Genomic DNA, 23238 nt, shown 5'->3' on the forward strand with positions numbered 1-23238 from the left:
CATATCTGCATGTACCGTAAACGAATTAGGAATTCCTGCAATTTGTTTTTTGGTTTTATTTTTCCCGCCAATTTCGAAAAGATATTTGTTATCTACAAGGAAATCGCCAGTTTTTGGAGCATTCAATTTGTGATTTGAGGAAACTTGATTCATGAAGAAAGTCTCGCGAAGTGTGCCCACATTTGCTGATTCATCAAGCGCAAGCATCAAAGTCGGATTGTTGATATATATTTTTTCGGGTTTTTGCAAAATAGAAGTTGGCGAACCCGATTGATTTAGTAGATTTATGATTTCGGCATTCGAAATCAAGTGCAGGTACTTCAGTAAAATATCCCTGCTTGTCCCAACTTTCTTGCTTAGTTCCGCAACATTAGGCTTAAAAGGAACTGCTGACGATATTAGGTACAACAGTTTTTTTACTTTGATCCTTGTTTCATAATTAATATTCTCGAATGTTGGAATATCATTATCTATGGTAATATTCACAATTGAATTTAATTTATCGTAAAACAATGGATCGTTGAAATTTGCGAAGGGGTAAGAACCGTATTTTATAAATTGATTGAATAATTCTACCGGCTTGATGAACTTGTTGATATTAAGCGATATTTCTTCATGCGAATCAACAATTTCTTCTATTGAAAGTTTATCAATTTCAATTTTGTGAAATAAAGCTATGAACTCTCGTAAAGATAAAGTGTGAAGATGATACACAGAGGCTCTTCTACTTAAATCTGCTTTAGCTTTTTCAATTGCAATTGCCGACGAGCCTGTTGCTACTACTTTTAAATCAGGATAGAAGTCATAAATGTTTTTTATCTCAACCGACCAGTTTGGATATCGATGAACCTCGTCAATAAACAGATTTTTTCCTCCGTTCATAACAAACTGCTCTACAAATTCGGATAGGCTATTTCCAGAAAAATATATATCATCAAGCGAAATATAAAGCGTTTTGGAAAGTGTTTCTATTTTATCTTTAATGTATTGAAGCATTATAGTGGTTTTTCCAACACCACGCTGCCCTTTTATTATTATCAGTCTCGAATTCCAGTTTATTTTGTAATACAGATACCTTTTGTAGGCGTAATTTGTCTGCTTCAAAAGCCGTAAAAATTTGTTTCTCAGATTTTCCATAATGCAAAGATAGAAAAAACGTTTTATATAAACAGCAAAAAAGAGAAAAAATGCTGGTTAAAACCTACAAAGCAAAGATTAAAGTGCTGGTTATAGCCAACGCATATTTGATTTTTTACTATTTTTTCTACAAACAAGAATAAACTAATGTATGTAATTCCTCAAGTTTCACCGGTTTTGTGAAAAAATGATTTCCCCTATTCCTCCCAACTCGTATAGATTTGCAATCCGTAAATCCAAGAAAACGCACAAACCTAAATTGTTATGAAAAATATTTATCTTTTATAAATGTCTGATAAAAACAAAATACATGAAATTGATAAAGTATATTTTATCAATATGACTAATGCTGATTGGCGCACGGATTGCAAATCCATGATAGCAGGGATAAAATAAGTTTATAAAAACTTATTGATGAAGCCAAAAAAACAAATCTAAGTTCAGTTCTTTTTGTAATTTTACAGCCGAAAAAATATAAATGAAATAAATGAAAGAACCGGAAATTTCGAAAAGAAGTCATTTAATACTAATTGGCGGGGCAGAAGACAAACGCAAAGATAAATTAATTTTGAAAGCAATTATAAAAATTACAAAAGCAAAAAATATTGCTATTATTCCTTCAGCCTCAACATATTCAAGAGACGTTTTAGATTCTTATTCAAATACATTCAGAGATTTGAAAGTTAAGCATATTGAAAGATTGGATATCAGGTATCGTGATGAAGTGGATAGAAAAGAAAATTTTGAAATGATCGACCGTGCCGATTTAGTTTTTATTAGTGGAGGAGATCAATATCGCTTGGCAAAAATATTCAACGGATCAAAACTATTGCAAAAAATATTTGAGAGATTCTATGCAGGAACATTGCCGATTGTGGGAACAAGTGCAGGTGCAGCAATTATCAGTAATCCAATGATTTACGATGGCGATTACGAAGGGTTTTGCAAAGGAACAGTTGTGAGTAGTCCGGGCTTTGGTTTGTTAGAAGGAATTACTGTGGATACGCATTTCACTCAGCGATCAAGAATTGCCAGATTAAGTCAATTTCTTCTCACCGGAAAAAGTTTCAAAGGAATTGGAATCGACGAAGATACTGCCGTAATAATTTATCCAAATTTAAGGATGGAAGTAATTGGTAGCGGAATAGTAACTATTTTAAATTCCGATAAAATCACTTTTAATAATTATGAAAGTCTGGAAGATTATCAAAAATTCAGTACTAACAATTTGCGATTGGGATATTTAGCTCCGGGTACTTTTTTTAGTCTGAAAAAATGGGCAGTTCTAAAACCAAAAAAAATGTTCGTTCAACTTTTTGAAGGACAACTTAATTGAATAGCTAAATGATGGTTGTTTTTATAGTGAAATAGTAAAAATGAACAAAAGTAACTTATACATAATTTTATTGTTAGGTTTTACTATTAATTGTTTAGGACAAAACATTTCAATTAATTACGATATTGACACTACAGTTTTCAAAGTGGCTGAACCATTAAATCTTTGGTTAGATTTTTTGAATACAAAAGACGATTCAATAGGAGCAAAATATTGGAATTCTGATGAAGTTGAAAAGTACGGTAACGATTCTTACTTTCTTATTGAAAGAGAACTTCAATTTGGAATTGACAATTATCTGCAATTATTGAGTTATTCCAATATCAAAGTATTAAGTATTAGGAAAATAATGGAATATTATAAGATTACTTCTTTAATGGAGTTTAGTCAAAAAGAAAATACAAGTAATATTCAATATATTTTTCATGTTTATGCCGCTCAGGAAAATGGGGAGTTAAAATTATTCAATCCATTACCAATTAATTCAGATCTTTATTTTTTCAGTTCAATAGTCGGTTTTATTAAGTTCCATTATCCAAAGGTTCATAACTTTAATTATAGATTGGCAAAAAAACAAATTGATTTTCTAGAATCAATAAGCAAAAATTTTGATGTTCCAATAGATACGATTGACTATTATTTCGCTTCTTCTGTTGAAGAAATTCAAAAAATAAAAGGTTTTGATTTTATTATAGGAGACAATGGTAATCAAATTGCTTCAGGAAAGGCAGATTCAAAAAATAGAATAGTTTATTCCTCGGGTTTAGACGAATATTATCCTCACGAGTTTATTCATATTTTATTAAATCCATATTATCCGAATTGCCATTTTTGGATTAACGAAGGCGTAGCAACATATTTTGGAATGAGTAGAGGAAAAGATTTAGATTGGCACTTAATTCGTTTGAATAAACATTTAATTCAGCATCCAGAAATTGATTTGAATAACATGTTGAAATTGAGGAGTCTTGACCAATATACTGACTACAGATATGTTTTAGGTGGATTTATTATAAGTATGGCTTATGAAAAGGGCGGATTTGAATTAATCAAAATCCTGATGAATGCAGGTAAGACAGATGAAGACTTTTATTCAGCAATTGAAAATTATCTGGAAATTAGAAAAGAAAATTTGAACCAATATATAAGGACAGCATTAGAAACGACTTACAACAATATAAATAAAAAAAAGAATTAATTTTCAGATAAAATACTATAAGTTTGCACCATAAATTTAATTTAATAATATAATGTTATGAAAAAGTTATTATTAGTAGTTTTTACTTTTCTTTTTGTTAGTACAGTTGGTTTTGCACAAAAAGAAATTAGTGAGAAAAAAGAAAATAAGAGAGCTCCAGAGATCACTTTCGATGAAACTACCCACGATTATGGTTTGCTGAAACATAAAGGAAATGGGGTTTATGAATTTAAATTTGAAAACACTGGAAAAGAGCCACTTATTCTTACTAATGTGAAATCGTCTTGCGGTTGCACAGTTCCAACCTGGCCAAAAGATCCTATCAAAAAAGGTAAAGATGGAGTGATTAGTGTTAAATACGACACAAGAAGACAAGGCAGATTTCAAAAAACAATCACAGTTTACTCGAATGCGAAAAATTCTCCGATTCGCTTAGTCATAAAAGGTGAAGTAGAAAGAGCTACACAAAAACCAACTACAAACAGAGCAAAACCAAATTCTGTTGAGAGACCCAAAAGAATTCCTGCAAAATAGGAAAGCTTGTTTACTATACAAAAAATTGTTCAATGATATAATGATACAATGATATAATGATACAATGATTCAATTTTTCAATGATACAATTATTCAATTATTCAATGGTTTGATAAATATTACAGATTTTGTAAAAGTTAAAATATTAACTGTTTTGAGTATAAATAGTGTTTTTATAATTCATAACTCATAATTCATAATTAAAAATATGCCACAAATATCAGAAAGAGGCGTAAATATGCCAGCCTCGCCAATCAGAAAATTAGTTCCTTTTGCAGAAGATGCCAAGAAAAGAGGAGTAAAAATTTATCATTTAAATATTGGACAACCCGATATTGAAACTTCTCCTCCGGCTCTTGAAGCAATAAAAAATATTGACTTAAAGGTAATTGAGTATTCTCACTCTGGCGGAAATGAATCGTATAGACGAAAATTAGCCAAGTACTATCAAAATATTGACATCAATGTCGATCACAACGAGATTATTATTACAGCCGGCGGTTCCGAAGCAATTTCTTTTGGATTTTTATCGACACTAAATCCGGGAGATGAGGTAATTATTCCTGAACCTTTTTATGCAAATTATAACAGTTTTGCAATCTCTGCAGGAGTAAAAATTGTACCGATAACTTCGTCTATAGAAGAAGATTTTGCATTGCCGTCGATAGAATCTTTCGAGAAGAAAATTACTTTAAAAACCAAAGGCATAGTCATTTGTAGTCCTAACAATCCGACCGGTTATTTGTATTCTAAAGAAGAAATGCTTAAACTCGGTGAGATTGTTAAAAAATACGATTTATATTTATACTCAGACGAAGTTTATAGAGAATTTTGCTACGATGGAGAAAATCATTTTTCGGCAATGCACATCCCGGGAATTGAAAACAACGTAATTCTTACTGATTCTGTTTCGAAACGCTACAGCGAATGTGGTGTGCGAATTGGAGCAATTGTGTCTAAGAATAAAGATGTTATGTCAACAGCTATGAAGTTTGCACAAGGAAGATTGAGCCCTCCGAGTTTGGGTCAAATTGCCGGCGAAGCATCGCTCGACACTAAAAAAGAATATTTTGATGCTGTTTCGGCGGAATATATCAGCCGACGAAATTACATGATAGGCGCTTTGAAAAAAATGAAAGGTGTGAAAACTCCAATGCCAAAAGGTGCATTCTATACTATTGCAAAACTTCCGATTGACAATTCAGATAAGTTTTGCCAGTGGATTCTGGAGAGTTTCGAGTACAAAAAGCAAACAGTAATGATGGCTCCGGCAACCGGTTTTTATGCTACAAAAGGACTTGGCAAAAATGAGGTTCGCATTGCATATGTCTTAAATAATGAAGACCTGAAAAATGCAATGGAAGTTTTAGAAAAAGCTCTTGAGCAATATCCCGGAAGAGTTGATTAAAATTGAAATTCATATTCCTTAAAATTGATATAAAGAAGTCCACGAAAGTGGACTTTTTGTTTATAATAAATTTTAATAATAAAAATGATTTTAGTAATTTTGATTTCGGTAAAGAGTTTTTCTAAACGGAATATTTAATGATAAAACAAAGATTACAGCAAAAACTTTCTCAAAAGCTATCTCCGCAGCAAATTCAGTTGATAAAGCTACTTGAAGTTCCTACTATTCAATTAGAGCAGCGAATAAAAAAAGAAATTGAAGAAAATCCTACCCTTGAAGAAGGCGCTGACGAAGACGAATTTTCGCAAGAAGAACAAGCCGACGAACAGGAAGTTAAAGAAAAAGATGAGCTTTCGATAGAAGAATATATAAAAGAGGAGGACGAAACTCCATCATATAAACTCAGTACCAAGAATTATTCTAAAGACGACAAAAAAGAAACTATTCCTTTTTCTGTTGGAACATCTTTTAATGAAAATTTAAAAGCTCAATTAGGTTTGAGAGTTTTGAGCGAACGTGAGCTTATTCTTGCAGAATATATTTTAGGAAATATTGATGAGGATGGATATTTGCGAGAAGATTTAGAAACAATTAGCGACCAAATTGTTTTTGCAAAGAATATTGAGGTTGGATATAAAGAGCTACAAGACGTTCTAAGAATAATTCAAAATTTCGATCCTCCTGGAATTGGAGCTCAAGATTTGCAGGAGTCTCTTGTAATCCAGATCAGAAGAAAGCTTAATAGCGGCGAAGATTGCCAAAGCGATCAAATTATTCAAGAGGTTGATAAAACTTCCGAACACTATCCAATTTATATTGCCTATTTGATTTTAAGATTTAATTTCGATGAGTTTACAAAAAAACACTACGATAGAATAATCAAGAAATTAAATATCACTGAAGAAGATTTGAAAGATGCTATAAATCAAATTCTTAAATTAGATCCAAAGCCCGGTAGTTCATACTCCGACCAAAGAAACCGGACAGCTCAATACGTAATGCCGGATTTTCTCCTCGAAAATCATAGTGGCGAATTGCAACTTACACTAAATCAGAAAAATGTTCCTGAATTACGCATTAGCCGCACATATTCCGAAATGCTTTTGTCCATTAGTAAAAGTAAGAAAAAGACGAGCAAAGATAAAGATGCGGCAGTTTATGTAAAACAAAAACTCGACTCAGCAAAATGGTTTATCGATGCAATAAAACAACGCCAGAATACTTTGCTTTTGACAATGAACGAAATAATTAATTATCAAAACGAATATTTTCAGGATGGAGACGAAACCAAGCTTCGTCCAATGATCTTAAAAGATATAGCCGAAACAACCGAACTCGATATTTCAACAATTTCAAGGGTGGCAAACAGCAAATATATTCAAACACATTTTGGAATTTTTCCTTTGAAATATTTCTTTTCGGAAGGAATGCAAACCGATTCGGGCGAAGAAGTTTCGACTCGTGAAATAAAAATTATTCTTAAAGAATGTATTGATAATGAGTCGAAAAAGAAACCTTTAACCGACGAGAAATTAGGTAAAATTCTTAACGAAAAAGGATATCCTGTAGCGAGAAGAACTGTTGCAAAATATAGGGAACAACTAAATATTCCTGTTGCTCGGTTGAGAAAAGAAATATAATAACGAAATATATTTGGTCATTTATCAATATTAAATTCAAATTTTTAACCATTCATTTATAAATATGAAATTATTTGCAAAAACCATTTCATTAATCTTTCATCCAATATTGATGCCCACTATTGCAATTGCAATAATATTTAATACAGGAACTTACCTTTCATACATTGCCTTTGAAGTGCAAAGATTGATTTATCTTGTAGTTTTGGTTTGCACATTCGTACTGCCATTAAGTGTATTGCCATTTTTATATTTCAACCAAAAAGGTAATAAAAAAAATAGTCCAAGACAGAATCAAATACTTATTCATTCAGTAGTTTTGATATCCTATTTATTTGCTTTCTACCTGCTAAGAAGAATGTCGATTCCTTTGTTTTTGCAATTATTTATGTTTGCTTCAAGTATTACAGTTTTGCTTTCTTCAATAATTTCTATTAAATGGAAAATCAGCTACCATATGATTAGCATTGGAGCTATTGTTGGAATTATTTTGTCAATTTCTATTCGGCTGTTAATTGATTTGCAGCTAATGCTTATGATTTCAATTTTGCTCGCCGGAATGTTGGGTTTTGCTCAACTATTTTTAAATAGACATAAGGCAACGCAAATATATTTTGGTTTTGGCTTAGGTCTGTTTTCAATATTGTCTTTTATGCTATTATATTGAGAAATGATAGCCGTGATTTACAATGATTTAACATAAAAAAATATAAAATATTTATGCCATATATAGAGCCAAAAGTTGAAAAAATTCACTATTCGATTGGTGAAGTAGCTGAAATGTTTGATATTAATACCTCAAAAATTCGTTTCTGGGAAAAAGAATTCGGAACATTAAGACCAAAAAAAAGCGGCAAGGGAAACAGAATTTTCACAAATAAAGATATTGAGCAAGTGAGGATGATATATTATTTGCTTGTAGAAAGAGGGATGACACTGAAAGGTGCCAAAATGAAGTTAAAAGACAATAAAGAAGATACTGAGCATAATTTTGAAATAGTGAAAAAACTACAAAATGTTAAAAAATTGCTTCTCCAGATTCACGATAAAATTTAGATGGTTTCATTTGCATGAAAAAATATTAATAATTATATGAAAATAAATGAATTAACAACATTTTTAGAAGCTCAGTTTCCACTTGATTTTCAGGAAGATTACGACAATTCCGGACTTATAATTGGCGATAAAAATCAAACTATTTCATCAGTACTATTATGTTTTGATATTACTGAAGATATTGTAGATGAGGCAATTGAAAAACAATGCAATCTAATTATTTCACATCATCCCATAATTTTTTCAGGTTTAAAAAAAATCACAGGAAAAAATTATGTTGAAAGAATTGTAATAAAAGCAATTCAAAATAACATTGCAATTTATTCGGCTCATACAAATTTAGACAGTGCTCAGGGAGGCATAAATACAAAAATATGCGAAAAAATTGGCTTGTCGAATTGTAAAGTTTTATCACCGAAAACCGATTTTCTGAAAAAAATTGTAACGTTCGCACCTATTCAAGATGCTGAAAAAGTACGTCAAGCTTTGTTCGGTGCGGGAGGTGGAAAAATTGGCGACTACGATTTTTGCAGTTATAATATTGAAGGAATCGGGAGTTTCAGAGCTTCTGAAAGTGCAAACCCGTATGTTGGCGAAAAAGGAAAAATCCATTTTGAAAAGGAAGTTCGAGTTGAAACTATTTTTCCGAAATATCTTCAGTCCCAAATAATTGAGGCTCTATTAAATGCACATCCTTACGAAGAAGTTGCTTATGATATTTATCCGCTCGATAATTTGTATGAAAAAGCAGGGATGGGAATGATTGGTGAACTTAAAGATTCTATTGACGAAATTTCCTTTTTAAAGAAATTAAAATCAGACTTCAATGTAAATACTGTCAGGCATTCTGAACTTTTGGGTAAAAAAATCAGAAAAGTTGCAGTATGTGGTGGGAGCGGAAGTTTTCTGCTGAAAAATGCAATTGCTGCCAGTGCAGATATTTTTGTTTCCGGAGACTTTAAATACCATGAGTTTTTCGATGCCGAAAAAAAAATATTAATTGCTGATATTGGGCATTTTGAGAGCGAACAAATTGCCATAAATATTTTTTATGATTTACTTACAAAAAAATTCTCTAATTTTGCGGTTTTTTTATCAGGTAAAAATTTAAATCCGATAAATTATTATTGAAAATATGGATACACAACAAGAAAATGTAATTAATTACAGAGAAATTTCGATTGAAAAGAAACTGAGAGCTTTGTATCAGTTGCAAACCAACGACTCAGAAATTGATAAAATACAAATTTTAAGAGGCGAGCTTCCTTTGGAAGTTGGCGATCTGGAAGATGAAATTGCTGGATTGCAAACCAGAATTAGAAATTATGAAGATGAGATTCAAACCTTAAAAAGCTCAATAAAAAGCAAAGAGAACGAAATGCTTACTGCTGAGGAGTTGATAAAAAAATATAATAGTCAGCAAGATAATGTTAGAAATAATCGTGAGTATGATTCTTTAACAAAAGAAATTGAGTACCAGAAACTTGAAATAGAACTCTGCGAAAAAAGAATTAAGGAATATACACAAGGAATTAGCGACAAAAATACACTTGCTAAAGAATCCAAGACCGTATTAGAAGATAAAACTGCTGATTTGCATCATAAAAAATCGGAACTGGAAGAGATAATTTTAGACACTAAAAAGGATGAGGAAAAACTCCAAAATGTTTCTAAAGATATTGAAAGAATAATTGAACCACGATTGCTTTCTGCATACAAAAGAATTAGAGGAAATGCAAGAAACGGTTTGGGAGTTGTTCAGGTGCAGCGTGATGCTTGTGGTGGGTGCTTTGCAAAAATTCCACCTCAGCGAGAACTTGATATTAGTTCAAGGAAAAAAATTATTGTTTGCGAATATTGTGGCAGAATCTTAGTTGATAGTCAAATTTCTAAAGAAGAACTCTAAGAAATTTTGAAAACCCTGAATTACACCTAAATATTTTGCATTAGAAGGTTTTAAATTTTGAGCTCCTTTGTCAATTTACTTGCAACAGAGGGGCTCAAAATGTATTATGTTGACTGATTTTGAAATGCCAAGTCGAGAATTTATGATTTCTGAAATTGATGACAAACTTATTGATAAGCTATCTGTTTTAGCAGCTCTTAAATTCGAAGCCGAAGAGAAAGAAATAATTAAAAAGGATTTGAAAAATATTATTTCTTTTCTTGATAAAATTTCTGAAATCGATACAAGCGGAATTGAGCCTTTAAAATATTTAAATCAACCGGTTTTTTCTTATCGGGAAGATACAGCAAAAAAAGCTTTGGATAAAGAAAAAGCATTTTTGAATGCTACGAATCAAGAAAAAGGCTATTTTATGTCGCCAAAAATGGCGGATTTTAGCTAAAGGGGACTTCTAAAAATAGTAAATTTCAAGGCGTAAGAAATTTGAAAACCGCAGTTTACTATTGTAAATGAGGATTGTAAAATTGCGAAACAACGAAGAAATTTGCATTTTTAGAAGTTTCCTAAACTATTTCGTCTTTAAGTCCCAATTTATTTCAAAATCCCAATTCGACCTGATTTTAGTGGTTTCATTATAGATTATTACTTTTTCAGCTTGTATATTTTTTAAATAATTCCCTGTATCCCATTTTTCATTTCTATTTCTGTCAATAATAGTTTTCAAATTGTATTCAATGGGTCGGAGGTACTTTATTTCAATTGTTTGGTCGGAACTAAGTTCGAATTCCTGTAATACTTTATCATCAAGTCTTAGTAATTGAACAATCGAATTTGTATCAATGCCACTGATATTCAAAATTATATTCCCATAAAATTCTAATTCTTGAGATGTAAAACTAATTTCTATTGAATCATTTGTCAATCCAAAAATATCTGTAAAACAATTTTGATTTATAAATAGCTTATATTTAGTATTTTCCTCCCATTTTTTAGAAATTGAAAACTGCCGCGAATTTGCTGAATCTCCAAAAAACAAGAATTTATCAAATATCTCTACAGAATCAATCAAATGAGATAGAACAATCTGCGAACTATCAATATTATCAATCGGATTGGAACAATTCATTTTCAGCTTTTTATTTAAATCCATCATCCGATTGTTTTTCACATTAAATTCTATGCTTAACGAATTTAGATTGTCCTTATCTTTTTTATCTTTTTTATATTTAAAGTGCACAGTGTCAGTAAAAAGAATAAGTGTATTTGTAGAATCTTCTTTAAAATAGTCAAGCAAAAAACTTAATGTGTCCAGTTTTGAAATATTGGTGTCAGATATCCATATTGTAATAGTGTCATTTGTTAGATTGCTTTCATACGAATAGAAATTTTCTTTTTCCTCGAAATTTAATGGCGACAATGTAATTGAGTCTTTTAATGGTAGGTAAAAGAAAAATTGGCAGGAGCCGGGGATTGACCTTGCGGTATTCACTAAATATTGTTTTTTGTTTTGTTCCTCGAATAAAAATAGTTCAATATTATCAGGAAAAAATTCTGTAATCTTTTTCACAACAATTGAATCCATATAAACTACTTCAAAATTTTCCAAACTGTCGGAATGGTCAGTAATATTTAAACTATCAATTTCAATTTTTATAGTGTCAATAGGTATTTTTATAGTATCTATTTTTTCAATTACATTTGAATAAGGAACTATAAACGAGTCTAAAAAAGCAATTGCTTCGTTTGGTTGGTCGAAAAGATAATTTGAGTTAGCATCTTTAAGGGCAAAGATTAAAAAAGTATCGGAGCGGATATTATTAAAAGTAAAGTTGCCTTCTTTCGATGTTCTAGAAACGTAAAGTGGAAGTTCCTTATATGGTACAGAATCGTAAATGTTTGCATAAAGCATGACATAAATGCTTTCGGCTGCTTTCATAGTAAATGCCTCGTTTACAACTCCTTTCACCGAGAGTGAATCTATTTCATCGCCAGTAGAAAATACATACATGAAATTTTCGTAAATATTTCCTTCGTTGTTATCAACAATGGAGTTTCCAAAATTTAGCGTATAGGTTGTACTGTCGTTCAATTCGTTGTTTAAATTAATGTGTAAAGTTTTGCCTTTGATTTTTATTTCCGGTTTTTCGTCGAGCGGAGGAGAAATTATTAGTTGTTTTTCTGCATTTTTAAGTTGGAAATATTCGTCGAAAGTAATTTCTATAATTTGCTCATCGAAATTGGTAGTAAAATTTTCGGGCAGACTATTTACAATTTTCGGTGGAGTTTCGTCTTTTGGACCTCCAGAAGGAGCAGACATGTTGGCGCAAGAAAAATGAAATATTGATATTCCGAATAAAAATAATAGTTGAAAAACAACAAAATAGCTATTTGAGTAATTATATTTAAATATATTATGTGTGAGTTTCATGTTTTACAGAATTTTACTTTTATGTTCCAATTATCGAAAGTTGCCTCTCAACGAAAGTTATTTAACAATTTAGTACTTGCAAAAAAATATCAATATATAAACAACGTTTTAACTTACAAATATGGCAATTGTTTTAAATAAGATGTATATTTTTGTGCATCAAAATATATTACGAAAATAAATGGTATGATTTTAAATTATATAACATGGAATGTCGATCCTGAAATATTGAATTTTGGAAGCTTGGCTATTCGTTGGTATGGATTACTTTTCGCAAGCTCTTTCATTATAGGCTATTATATAATGAAAAACATGTTTGCAATCGAAAAAGTTTCGGTAGAATTATTAGACAAGCTGACTATTTATGTTGGTTTGGGTACAGTTCTCGGAGCAAGATTTGGACATTGTTTATTTTACGAGCCCGAATTTTATTTAAGAAATCCTCTCGAGATTTTATATATCTGGCATGGTGGTTTAGCAAGTCATGGTGCTGCTATTGGTATATTAATTTCTTTGTATCTATTTTCCCGAAAATCGAAAAAATCGTACTTGTGGATACTGGATAGAATTGTTGTTGTGGTTGCTCTATCTGGTTTTTTAATTCGTATGGGAAACCTAATAAATTCAGAAATTTATGGTCAAGAAAGTAGTTTGCCGTGGGCTTTTATTTTTGAAAGGAGCGATCCTATGAATGTTCCGCGACATCCGACACAAATTTACGAAGCCTTATGCTATATCTCTGTTTTTGCCTTTTTAATGTTTGGATATTTTAAGTGGGAATTTGGTAAAAAACAAGGATTACTTTTTGGAATATTTTTAATCGGAATTTTTGCTGCAAGGTTTTTTATCGAATTTGTGAAAGATATTCAAGTAAATTTTGAAAGCGATATGTTTCTGAATATGGGACAATTACTTAGTATCCCATTTGTATTGGTTGGTATCGTTTTGCTTTTTAGAGCAATTAAAATTAAATGAGTTGGGTTTTTGAATTATTGTCATATAGTTGAAGAAAATTAAGATTTTGGGATGTAGTTTATGAAAAATAGAAATATTTAAATAATAAAATCAATTTTGAATATTAAATTTGACTATGCTAAGCAAGCTAAAATACCTTAAAGCCTTAAGTATAATAAAGGAAATACCTACTGAAGGACATTCACCTTTATTAATTTTAGCTGATGATTATGAAAAATATTATATTAAATCGACTAAAGATAAGAATCCGTGTTATGATATATTAAATGAATTTATTTGTTATTATTTGCTGAAAATATGGCAAATACCTGTACCTGAAATTGCTGCGATAAAAGTAAATCCATCCTTGATTGAAAATAGAGATTTTACACAACTTTACCACAAGAAGTATTATTATGAGAAACTTACATTTGGTTCTCTGTCTAAACCAAAAGCTTTTGAAATGTCCAATTTCTTTGAAATAAGAGGAAAGGTCGATTTCAAAAAATTTATAAATCCCGATACTATTATCAAAATTGGTTTATTTGATATATGGGTAGATAATACAGATAGGAAACCATCCAATAATAATATAATTTTTCAATATATAAATGATAGAATTAAGATTTATGCTATTGATAATGCATTTACTTTTTGCAGTATGGACTATGAAAGTTTAAATCCACAGTATATTAGCAATACATTTGATGAAAATATTTTGGAAACAAAAATTGCAAAAAGGATTGTTTTTGAATTGAAGAAAGAAAAAGAGTGGATAAATGAATTTAGAAAATATTTTTACTTTTGTATAGAACAATCTTATGAAAACTTTAACAAAATTAAAGGATACATACCAAATGAATTAGGATTTAATGAAGAATTAAGTGAGTGCCTGAAAAATTTCTTATTTGATAAAGAGAGGAATAAAAAAGTTTTTGAAGAATTTTTAAAACGGATATAGCTATGAAATCATATTATAATATTATAAAGATTGCACCCAACCCAATAGCTGGAGATACTATTACTATTGGTCTTTTGGTTTTTAGCAATGGGATATATAAACTGCAATTTTCTAAGAATAAAATAAATATCACTAAAAGATTAATTGATAGCAGTAGTGAATTGGTTGATTACATTGTGAAGCAAATCAATAATAAGATTGATGACTTGAACAAGCAAATTAATGATGATAAAAATAAATTATTTTCTTTTCCATTATTCTTAGATGCCAATTATTTTGATTATCTAAATCGCTATTGTAATAATAATCTTCAGTTTAGTAAGCCTTTTGAAATTGAAGACTCCATTGATGACGGAAAGTTCAAAAAATTATTTTCAATATTTGTCTCGGATGATTATGAATCTAAACGTAATTTAGTAGAATCTTCAAATGATGAATTTTATCAGCGAATAAATAATCGTCTAATTTCAAGGGTTAAAGAGAAAGTACACACTAATATTAATTTAACCGAAAAAGTTTTACCTTCTCTCTATTTTCAATTTGAGTTGGATTGTATAGGAAAAAATGGAGTTATTACAAGTGCAAAGTCAATTGATTTTAGCAGAAATGAACAAACCATAGATAAACAAATTTCTCGCTATTTTCAGGTTTCAAGCTTGCTTGCTAAATATTATCAGGAAAACAGAGTTGAAAGCAATCTTTATATAATTGGAGACGAACCAAATATAATCAACTCTAAGGAGCATAAAATATGGGAGCAAATAGAAAAACAAAAATTAATTAAGATAATTCATTCTGAACAGTCAGATATAGTTGCAAATAAAATTGAAGAAATAAATGCACATCAATTTTTAGATTTTGATTCTATTAGTAAGCCAAACCAAATGGTTAAACAATCTGAAAACTCAAAAAGTAAAATTCCATAACAATCATATAAAGAAAGATATGTAGTTCTGTCATAAGCGCTTATGTTTGAAAAAAGCCGTCCAAATAATTTGTTTAATATAATTTTATTGTATTCTAATTCATGAATTTTTCAGTTAAACTATTTAATATAAAAGTATTTGCAATTTTCTTAATTGCATTTTCAATCTTATTTCAGATTTCGTGCAAACAGACGAAAATAAAAAGTGATGTGCCTGGCAAGGCAAAACCTGATAGCTCATCAATAGAGTTTATATCTGAAAAAATTAGAGAAAATCCGAAAAATGCCGATTTGTTTTTTCGCAGAGCTTTAGTTAAAATTTCAGAAAATGAAACAAGTTCAGCAATAGGCGACTTCACAATTGCTATTAATTTAGATTCCTTAAAAGCTGAGTATTATATAAAATTGGGAGAATGCCAACTCTCGCAAGGAAAATCCGGTTTGGCTAAAGAAGCCTTTGATAATTGTTTAGAACATTTTCCGGATAATACTGAGGTTTTAATAAAACTGGCTAAAATTCATTTATATGTCAAACAATATGAGGAATCGATGAGATTACTTTCTGCGGCTCAAACAATTGATAGTCATTTGTCTGATATATTTTTCACTAAAGCAATAATTTATAAGGAATTAAATGATACTTCTCGAGCAATTAAGAACTTTGAGTTATGTATAGAAAATGAGCCGGAACATTATCAGGCTTATGAAAATTTGGCATATATATATGCACAACTTGGCGATTCTTTGGCTGTAGATTATTATAAAAATGCAATTGAAATTATACCGGAAAACATATTTGCGCACTATGGGCTTGCAATGTTCTATCAAAATCAGCGGCAGCTCGAAAAGGCAATTAATGAATATGAATATATTATTGAGAATATTGATAGTGCAAACTTTTCGGTTTATTTTAATATTGGGTATATAAATTTGGAATATTTTAAAAACTACGATTTTGCTATAGAATATTTTTCAAAAGCAATTTCGTACAAAAATAACTATATCGATGCTATATATAATAGAGGTTTGTGTTATGAATACATGAAGGACTACATAAAATCTAAAGAAGATTATAATTTAGTGCTACAGTATTATCCGAATTATGAAAATGCTGTGGAAGCTCTAAATAGAATTGACGAAATTTTGTATAAAAACAAGTAGCAAACTATTTTTTCTAATGTTCAATACTAAATTTCAAGAGCAATTTTTTTGCTATGTATAAGGTGTGAAAATTGGATTAAATCTTAGCTCATTAAAATTAAGACTATAACAATATGAAAAATCAAATTTTAATTTACATAATCTTTTTGCTTTCTGCCAATATTTTTGCGCAAAATGTAATGAATCCTGAGGATTTGTGGAAATTTAAAAAGATAAACAATATTCAAGTTTCGCCCGATAATCTGAATATATTGTTCAGTTCCACAAGTTTTGACATTGAACAAAATTCCAGTTTTATCGATTTGAATTTGTATTCAATCAAAAATAAAAAGCTTGAAATTGTTGGGCAAAGTCTTGACAATAATCAAAATGCTATTAATATAAACAAACTTCCTGATGAGAAATTTGCAGCAAATTGGAGGCCTGATGGTAAAAAAGTTACTTTCCTTAGTCCTTTAAAAGGAGAATATCAGTTGTTCGAGTCTAATACGGATGGGTCTGAATTGAAGCAAATTACAAATATTGAAGGCGGAATTACTTCATACAAATATTCGAACAATATGTCAAAAATTCTTTTTACAAGAGAAGTAAAAGATGACGCATTTTCAGAAATTTATCCTGATTTGCCAAAGGCTAATGTAAATGTTTGCAACGATTTGCTTTACAGACATTTGGATACGTGGTCAGATAGTTACCATAGCCATATAGTTTTTGCCGACTATTCTGAAATGCAAGTCATTAGTTTAAAGGATATTATGCCAGGAGAACCTTTCGACTCTCCTTTAAAACCTTTCGGTAAAATCGATCAGATTGATATAAGTAGCGAAGGAAAATATATTGCTTACACTTGCATCAAAAAGGAAGGAAAAAATCTTGCAGTTAGTACAAATTCAGATATATATTTATATAATTCATTAAATTCACGAACAAGCAATCTTACAGCAAACAGCTATGGCTACGATTTGGAGCCGGTTTTTTCTCCTGATGGAAAAAAACTTGCATGGCTTAGCATGAATCGGGCTGGTTTTAAGTATGATAAAAAAAGCATTATGATTTATAGTTTCGATGAAGGGACAACTACCAATTATTCAGAAAATTTTGAAGAAAGTGCTTCAAAGCTTGCTTGGTCTGATGATAGTGAGTTTTTATATTTCATTTCTGGAACTCAGGCTACATGTCAAATCTTTCAATTAGATATTACAAAAAAGGAGATTTCACAACTCACTAATGGCGACCATGACTATACAAATATTAAATTTTCAAACAAAAACATTATAGGAATTAAAGAAACAATGTCTAGTCCGTCTGATATTTTCTCAATAAAAATTTCAAATGGTAATGAAAAGCAATTAACTTTTCTCAATAAAAATGAGCTTGATAATTTGAAATTTGGAAAAACTGAAAAACGCATGGTCGAAACAACCGACAAAAAAAGTATGTTGGTTTGGATTGTTTATCCTCCCGATTTTGATGCAAAAAAATCGTATCCTGCAATTTTGTATGCACCAGATGGTCCTCAAATTGCTGTTAGCCAGACTTTTTTATACGATTATAATTTTCATTTGATGGCTGCAAACGGATATATTGTTTTTGCACCAAATAGAAGTGGAGTCCCAACTTTTGGGCAAGAATGGAAAGATAAAATTAATAGAGATTTTGGGGGGCAATGTATGGTCGATTTGAAAACTGCTGTCGATGAAATTTCTAAAGAGCCTTTTGTTGACAGAAATAGAATTGCTGCTGTCGGTAAAAATTTTGGAGGATATTCGGTTTATTGGCTTGCTGGAAATCAACCAAATAAATTTAAGGCATTGATTTCACATTCCGGTATTTTCCATTTCGAAAGTTGGTATGGCACTACCGATGAGCTATTTTCTCCGAATTGGGATTTGGGTGGCTCGTTCCACGAAAATGATGAGAACATTTCATATAAATTTTCTCCTCACAATTTTATACATAAGTGGAAAACGCCAATGCTTATTACTCATGGTGAAAACGATTTTCGAATTCCAATTTCTCAATCTGTTGAGGCATTTAGTGCTGCAAAACTGCAAGGTATTAATAGTAAATTCCTCTATTTCAACGATGAAGGGAATATTTTTTCTACACCTCAAAATGCAATTTTTTGGCATAGGTCAATTTTAGATTGGTTAGATACATATGTAAAAAGCGGAGCTGAAATTAAGAATGAATTCGAAACTATCGAAAACAGACAAGAAGGTTTCTCAGGGCAAAATTCTGGAGGCGATAAGCAAAAATCTGATAAGAGAGACAATAAAAAACAAGAAAAACCAACTACCAGTAAAGGAAGAAAGAGATAAAACTTTACTGATATACTAATTTTCGTAATGCAAAAATTACCTCCGCTGTTGGCGATTAGCTATTTCAGCCCAATATATTTTTACAAGCAACTTACAAATTGTCCTGTTGTTTATATCGAAAACGACGAAAATTATTTAAAACAAACCTATAGAAATAGGTGTGAAATATATGCTGCAAATGGAAAGTTGAGCTTGAGTATCCCTGTTCAGAAACTATCAAACCAAAAAACCAATATAAGGGATATTAAAATTTCGTATGAAATAAATTGGCAAAAGCAACATTTAAAATCAATTGAATCTGCCTATAGTTCTTCGCCATTTTACGAATTTTATATGGACGACTTTTTAGATTTTTTTATAAAAAATACGGAATTTCTGTTCGATTTGAATTTGAAAATAATTGAAACTGTAAATAAAATTCTTAATATTAGCCCAATAATTCGTTTTTCTGATAATTTTGTATTTGATACGAACAATCATTTCCAGGATTTTCGCAATCTCATAAGCCCGAAAAATGAGTCTTATAATGCTAGCACCAGTATTAATTTTGATGAATATAAGCAGGTATTTTCAGAAAAATATGGATTTATATCAAATTTGAGTATTCTGGACTTAATTTTTAACGAAGGTCCAAATTCAATTTCATTTTTGAAAATAGACTAAATTTGAATAATTGCTGAAGTTACTTGGCCAAATTGCCGTCTTTACTATAGATAAAACCAAAAGAAAAAAAAATGCACTATTGAGACTTTATAAATTTGGCTGATAAACATCTTTATTTTAACTTTGCAGCTGAAAAAATGGTCCAGTAGCTCAGTTGGATTAGAGCAACAGCCTTCTAAGCTGTAGGTCCCAGGTTCGAGCCCTGGCTGGATCACTTTATTTTCCTCACCAAAAACTTACAATTTATCTTTGCAATTATTTTATCGAACAGATGAATAATTGTATGGGAAATCAATATTTTCTATTCTTAATTGTATCAATTTTAGCAAAATACATTCGTGATATCATAGGTTTTGTATTTTCACTACCATAACATTTATTTCATTATAAAAATTGAAATTATTATATATTTGCAATATATATAATCATATAAATTTTGATAAAATGAAAATATTAATTTGTATTAGTCATGTTCCTGACACTACAGCTCGAATTGCATTTGTAGAGGACAACACAAAGTACGATAAATCTGATGTTCAGTTTATTATTAGTCCATACGAAGAACTTGCTTTGACGCGAGCATTAGAAATTAAGGAAAAAATTGGAGATGTTCAAATAAGCGTGCTAAATATTGGACTTCCTGAAACCGAACCAACTTTACGCAAAGCTTTAGCGATTGGTGCAGACGATGCTATTCGTGTAAATGCTGAAGCAACAGATGCAATGTTTGTAGCTAAGCAGATTGCTGAAGTAGCTAAATCAGGAGACTACGATCTTATTCTCACAGGCAAAGAATCAATTGATTATAATGGCTTTCAAGTGGGAGAAATGGTTGCAGAATTTCTTGATATTCCTTCCATTACCAGTGCTTCAAGCCTGAATATTGAAAAAGAAAAGGGGCTTGTTGAACGCGAAATTGATGGCGGCAAAGAATTAATATCAACAAGTTTGCCCTTTGTAGCCAGCGGACAAAAAGGCATTGCCAAGGAACCAAGAATTCCAAGTATGCGAGGTATTATGATGTCTCGAAGAAAACCTTTGAAAGTTGTTGAAGCAGTAGAATTTAAGCCATTTACTCAAGTTTTAAACTATAAAATGCCAACTGCAAAAGCTGCTTGTAAGATGATTGATCCTGAAAATCCAGAAGAACTCGTCAGACTCCTTCACGAAGAAGCAAAAGTTATATAGAAGTTTTATTAGAAATTAAAAATTGGAATTATGTCGATATTAATATATACAGAAAATTGGGACGGGAAATTTAAAAAATCTACATTCGAACTTGTATCCTATGCAAACCAAATTGCTAAAATGCTTGAAATAGAGACTATTGCTCTTTCGATCGGGAAAGTTTCGAACGTTGAACTAGAAAAACTTAGCAACTATGGAGCTTCAAAAATAGTATCCATAACAGAAGAGAAGCTTGACGATTTCGTTTCTCAGGCATATAAATCAGCGATTTCAGAAGTTGCCCAAAAATACCAAAGCAATATAATTGTTTTTGCAAATAATTATAATGGACGCTCAATTTCGCCTAGGCTGGCAGTGAATTTAAGAGCAGGATTAGCATCTGGTTGTGTCGAATTACCAAAATCAATCGAGCCTTTTGTTGTTACAAAAAAAGTATATTCTGGAAAAGCATTTGCCGATATTCAAATTAATACTGAAATTAAAATACTTACTCTCAATCAAAACTCATATAAATTAGTTGAAAATTCTGTAGATTCGCAGAAAGAAGAATTTCAGCCTACAATTAAAGATAGTGATTTTGGAAGCAAACCGATTGAACTTAAAAAGTCTCAAGGTAAAATATTAGTCTCTGAAGCAGAAATATTAGTTTCAGCCGGGCGTGGTTTAAAAAAACCTGAAAATTGGAGCATGATTGAAGAAATGGCTGAAATATTAGGGGCTGCCACAGCTTGTTCAAGACCAGTTACCGATTTAGATTGGAGACCTCATGAAGAACATGTAGGACAAACAGGAAAAGTTGTTGCCCCAAACTTATATTTTGCCATTGGAATATCAGGTGCAATCCAACATTTAGCTGGGGTAAACTCCTCAAAAGTAATAGTTTCGATAAATACTGATCCTGATGCACCAATGTTTGAAGCTTCAGATTATGGTATTGTAGGCGATGCTTTTCATGTTGTCCCTAAATTAATTGAGGCTTTTCGCAATCTAAAGAATAATTCTTGATATAAGAATTTTGGAAAATCATAAAACATCTATTGTTATTAGATCAAAAGTGCAAATTATAACACTGATATACAGCATTATAGAAAGAATATAATTTTTATTAAAAAAAAGTGCAAAAAAATTTGGAGGCTAATAATATTAACTCTATTTTTGCAGCCGTTTTTTGACAATATGAAATGCCGAGAATATTAATGAATATTTAGAGCAAAATTATTACAAAATGTGAAGGAAATTTATTTTGAAAAAACTTCAAAAAAGATTTGGTAGTAAAAAAAATAGTTTTTATCTTTGCAGCCGCTTTTGAAACACTGAAACGTCAGTAGAATTTAAGTAAAAAGCATGAAAACAAATACACATTTTTTATTGAAATAGAATGTAAAAATAATTTCAAAAAAAGTGAAAATAAATTTGGATTGTATTATAAAAAGGTATTACCTTTGCAGTCCAATTTTTTGAAATTGTTCTTTGAAAATATTGAGAAGTAAAATAAAAGCCAAGTAAGATTTCCATATAAATTGAATTTGGATAACAATTTTGAGTCAAAAAATTTTTCTACAACGAAGAGTTTGATCCTGGCTCAGGATGAACGCTAGCGGCAGGCTTAACACATGCAAGTCGAGGGGTAACGATGGTTTCGGCCAGGCGACGACCGGCGCACGGGTGAGTAACGCGTATGCAACCTACCTTTAACTGAGGCATAGCTTCGAGAAATCGGAATTAATACCTCATAATATTTTTTAATCACATGATTTTAAAATTAAAGTTCTTTGGTTCGGTTAAAGATGGGCATGCGTAACATTAGTTTGTTGGTGAGGTAACGGCTCACCAAGACTACGATGTTTAGGGGTTCTGAGAGGATGATCCCCCACACTGGTACTGAGACACGGACCAGACTCCTACGGGAGGCAGCAGTGAGGAATATTGGGCAATGGGCGCAAGCCTGACCCAGCCATGCCGCGTGCAGGATGACGGCTCTAGTAGTTGTAAACTGCTTTTATACAGGAAGAAATACTCCGATTCATCGGAGAGTTGACGGTACTGTAAGAATAAGCATCGGCTAACTCCGTGCCAGCAGCCGCGGTAATACGGAGGATGCAAGCGTTATCCGGATTTATTGGGTTTAAAGGGTGCGTAGGCGGAATAATAAGTCAGTGGTGAAAGCCTGCAGCTTAACTGCAGAACTGCCATTGATACTGTTAATCTTGAGTATAGTTGAGGTGGGCGGAATGTGTTATGTAGCGGTGAAATGCTTAGATATAACACAGAACACCAATTGCGTAGGCAGCTCACTAAACTATCACTGACGCTGAGGCACGAAAGCGTGGGGAGCGAACAGGATTAGATACCCTGGTAGTCCACGCCGTAAACGATGATTACTCGTTGTGTGCGATATATTGTACGTGACTGAGCGAAAGCA

At 31.2% G+C, this 23238-nt stretch carries 20 protein-coding genes, 1 tRNA gene and 1 rRNA gene; 20 read left to right on the plus strand and 2 right to left on the minus strand.

All coding sequences use genetic code 11. From position 1 onward, the window contains the following. Nucleotides 1–1137: ATP-binding protein (locus HN894_14210; GenBank protein MBT7144478.1), on the minus strand; the 1137-nt coding region annotated here is incomplete at its 3' end. A gap of 487 nt (nt 1138–1624) precedes the next feature. Between HN894_14210 and HN894_14215 the strand changes: the two genes are divergently transcribed. The 10 genes from HN894_14215 to gatC all read left to right on the plus strand — a co-directional run bounded on the left by HN894_14215 (nt 1625) and on the right by gatC (nt 10657). After that, nucleotides 1625–2473: a cyanophycinase gene (locus HN894_14215; protein ID MBT7144479.1), complete on the plus strand. Its 849-nt coding sequence runs from the start codon at nt 1625–1627 to the stop codon at nt 2471–2473. A 40-nt stretch (nt 2474–2513) separates the two neighbouring features. Continuing rightward, complete coding sequence (locus HN894_14220; GenBank protein MBT7144480.1) at nt 2514–3671, plus strand: hypothetical protein; 1158 nt, start codon at nt 2514–2516, stop codon at nt 3669–3671. 57 nt (nt 3672–3728) lie between these two features. Continuing rightward, the gene (locus HN894_14225; GenBank protein ID MBT7144481.1) at nt 3729–4205 is read left to right on the plus strand and encodes a DUF1573 domain-containing protein; all 477 of its coding nucleotides are present in this window, start codon (nt 3729–3731) and stop codon (nt 4203–4205) included. Between the two features lie 208 nt (nt 4206–4413). Then, the gene (locus HN894_14230; protein ID MBT7144482.1) at nt 4414–5613 is read left to right on the plus strand and encodes a pyridoxal phosphate-dependent aminotransferase; all 1200 of its coding nucleotides are present in this window, start codon (nt 4414–4416) and stop codon (nt 5611–5613) included. 137 nt (nt 5614–5750) lie between these two features. Then, nucleotides 5751–7253, plus strand: coding sequence for an RNA polymerase factor sigma-54 (rpoN, locus tag HN894_14235; GenBank protein ID MBT7144483.1), 1503 nt, complete (start codon nt 5751–5753; stop codon nt 7251–7253). 64 nt (nt 7254–7317) lie between these two features. Beyond that, nucleotides 7318–7920 (plus strand): hypothetical protein, encoded by a 603-nt coding sequence (locus HN894_14240; protein ID MBT7144484.1) that lies wholly within the window; start codon nt 7318–7320, stop codon nt 7918–7920. 53 nt (nt 7921–7973) lie between these two features. Continuing rightward, nucleotides 7974–8309, plus strand: a complete 336-nt coding sequence (locus HN894_14245) for a MerR family transcriptional regulator (GenBank protein ID MBT7144485.1) — start codon at nt 7974–7976, stop codon at nt 8307–8309. 36 nt (nt 8310–8345) lie between these two features. After that, nucleotides 8346–9440, plus strand: coding sequence for a Nif3-like dinuclear metal center hexameric protein (locus tag HN894_14250; protein MBT7144486.1), 1095 nt, complete (start codon nt 8346–8348; stop codon nt 9438–9440). Nucleotides 9441–9444: 4 nt separating this feature from the next. Next, entirely contained in the window at nt 9445–10215 is a 771-nt protein-coding gene (locus tag HN894_14255; protein MBT7144487.1) for a hypothetical protein, read from the plus strand. 106 nt (nt 10216–10321) lie between these two features. After that, a complete protein-coding gene (gene gatC, locus HN894_14260; GenBank protein MBT7144488.1) occupies nt 10322–10657 on the plus strand; it encodes an Asp-tRNA(Asn)/Glu-tRNA(Gln) amidotransferase subunit GatC in 336 nt (111 codons plus the stop codon). A gap of 126 nt (nt 10658–10783) precedes the next feature. Here the strand turns inward: gatC and HN894_14265 are convergent, their stop codons facing one another. Then, entirely contained in the window at nt 10784–12643 is a 1860-nt protein-coding gene (locus tag HN894_14265; protein MBT7144489.1) for an Ig-like domain-containing protein, read from the minus strand. Between the two features lie 189 nt (nt 12644–12832). On the opposite strand from HN894_14265, the gene lgt reads away from it, so the two are divergent. The 10 genes from lgt to HN894_14315 all read left to right on the plus strand — a co-directional run. After that, entirely contained in the window at nt 12833–13618 is a 786-nt protein-coding gene (lgt, locus tag HN894_14270) for a prolipoprotein diacylglyceryl transferase (protein MBT7144490.1), read from the plus strand. Nucleotides 13619–13733: 115 nt separating this feature from the next. Next, nucleotides 13734–14558 (plus strand): hypothetical protein, encoded by an 825-nt coding sequence (locus HN894_14275; GenBank protein ID MBT7144491.1) that lies wholly within the window; start codon nt 13734–13736, stop codon nt 14556–14558. Between the two features lie 2 nt (nt 14559–14560). After that, nucleotides 14561–15484, plus strand: coding sequence for a hypothetical protein (locus HN894_14280; GenBank protein MBT7144492.1), 924 nt, complete (start codon nt 14561–14563; stop codon nt 15482–15484). A gap of 101 nt (nt 15485–15585) precedes the next feature. Next, entirely contained in the window at nt 15586–16644 is a 1059-nt protein-coding gene (locus HN894_14285) for a tetratricopeptide repeat protein (GenBank protein ID MBT7144493.1), read from the plus strand. A gap of 113 nt (nt 16645–16757) precedes the next feature. Further along, the gene (locus tag HN894_14290; protein MBT7144494.1) at nt 16758–18965 is read left to right on the plus strand and encodes a S9 family peptidase; all 2208 of its coding nucleotides are present in this window, start codon (nt 16758–16760) and stop codon (nt 18963–18965) included. A 27-nt stretch (nt 18966–18992) separates the two neighbouring features. Further along, on the plus strand, nt 18993–19628 hold the full coding sequence (locus HN894_14295) for a hypothetical protein (protein ID MBT7144495.1): 636 nt from the start codon (nt 18993–18995) through the stop codon (nt 19626–19628). Nucleotides 19629–19767: 139 nt separating this feature from the next. After that, nucleotides 19768–19842 (plus strand) — tRNA-Arg (locus HN894_14300). A 230-nt stretch (nt 19843–20072) separates the two neighbouring features. Continuing rightward, entirely contained in the window at nt 20073–20816 is a 744-nt protein-coding gene (locus HN894_14305; protein ID MBT7144496.1) for an electron transfer flavoprotein subunit beta/FixA family protein, read from the plus strand. Nucleotides 20817–20846: 30 nt separating this feature from the next. Next, nucleotides 20847–21821: an electron transfer flavoprotein subunit alpha/FixB family protein gene (locus tag HN894_14310; protein MBT7144497.1), complete on the plus strand. Its 975-nt coding sequence runs from the start codon at nt 20847–20849 to the stop codon at nt 21819–21821. A gap of 549 nt (nt 21822–22370) precedes the next feature. Further along, nucleotides 22371–23238: ribosomal RNA gene (locus HN894_14315) — 16S ribosomal RNA — on the plus strand; the annotation flags it as partial.

It is taken from the genome of Bacteroidota bacterium, from assembly GCA_018692315.1.
GTDB lineage: Bacteria > Bacteroidota > Bacteroidia > Bacteroidales > JABHKC01 > JABHKC01.

What these genes read in the sequence shown, in the direction of transcription:
- HN894_14215 (MBT7144479.1), top strand. Translation starts at nt 1,625, where the DNA reads ATGAAAGAACCGGAAATTTCGAAAAGAAGTCATTTAATACTAATTGGC.
- HN894_14220 (MBT7144480.1), top strand. Translation starts at nt 2,514, where the DNA reads ATGAACAAAAGTAACTTATACATAATTTTATTGTTAGGTTTTACTATT.
- HN894_14225 (MBT7144481.1), top strand. Translation starts at nt 3,729, where the DNA reads ATGAAAAAGTTATTATTAGTAGTTTTTACTTTTCTTTTTGTTAGTACA.
- HN894_14230 (MBT7144482.1), top strand. Translation starts at nt 4,414, where the DNA reads ATGCCACAAATATCAGAAAGAGGCGTAAATATGCCAGCCTCGCCAATC.
- rpoN (MBT7144483.1), top strand. Translation starts at nt 5,751, where the DNA reads ATGATAAAACAAAGATTACAGCAAAAACTTTCTCAAAAGCTATCTCCG.
- HN894_14240 (MBT7144484.1), top strand. Translation starts at nt 7,318, where the DNA reads ATGAAATTATTTGCAAAAACCATTTCATTAATCTTTCATCCAATATTG.
- HN894_14245 (MBT7144485.1), top strand. Translation starts at nt 7,974, where the DNA reads ATGCCATATATAGAGCCAAAAGTTGAAAAAATTCACTATTCGATTGGT.
- HN894_14250 (MBT7144486.1), top strand. Translation starts at nt 8,346, where the DNA reads ATGAAAATAAATGAATTAACAACATTTTTAGAAGCTCAGTTTCCACTT.
- HN894_14255 (MBT7144487.1), top strand. Translation starts at nt 9,445, where the DNA reads ATGGATACACAACAAGAAAATGTAATTAATTACAGAGAAATTTCGATT.
- gatC (MBT7144488.1), top strand. Translation starts at nt 10,322, where the DNA reads ATGTTGACTGATTTTGAAATGCCAAGTCGAGAATTTATGATTTCTGAA.
- HN894_14265 (MBT7144489.1), bottom strand. Translation starts at nt 12,643, where the DNA reads ATGAAACTCACACATAATATATTTAAATATAATTACTCAAATAGCTAT.
- HN894_14275 (MBT7144491.1), top strand. Translation starts at nt 13,734, where the DNA reads ATGCTAAGCAAGCTAAAATACCTTAAAGCCTTAAGTATAATAAAGGAA.
- HN894_14280 (MBT7144492.1), top strand. Translation starts at nt 14,561, where the DNA reads ATGAAATCATATTATAATATTATAAAGATTGCACCCAACCCAATAGCT.
- HN894_14285 (MBT7144493.1), top strand. Translation starts at nt 15,586, where the DNA reads ATGAATTTTTCAGTTAAACTATTTAATATAAAAGTATTTGCAATTTTC.
- HN894_14290 (MBT7144494.1), top strand. Translation starts at nt 16,758, where the DNA reads ATGAAAAATCAAATTTTAATTTACATAATCTTTTTGCTTTCTGCCAAT.
- HN894_14295 (MBT7144495.1), top strand. Translation starts at nt 18,993, where the DNA reads ATGCAAAAATTACCTCCGCTGTTGGCGATTAGCTATTTCAGCCCAATA.
- HN894_14305 (MBT7144496.1), top strand. Translation starts at nt 20,073, where the DNA reads ATGAAAATATTAATTTGTATTAGTCATGTTCCTGACACTACAGCTCGA.
- HN894_14310 (MBT7144497.1), top strand. Translation starts at nt 20,847, where the DNA reads ATGTCGATATTAATATATACAGAAAATTGGGACGGGAAATTTAAAAAA.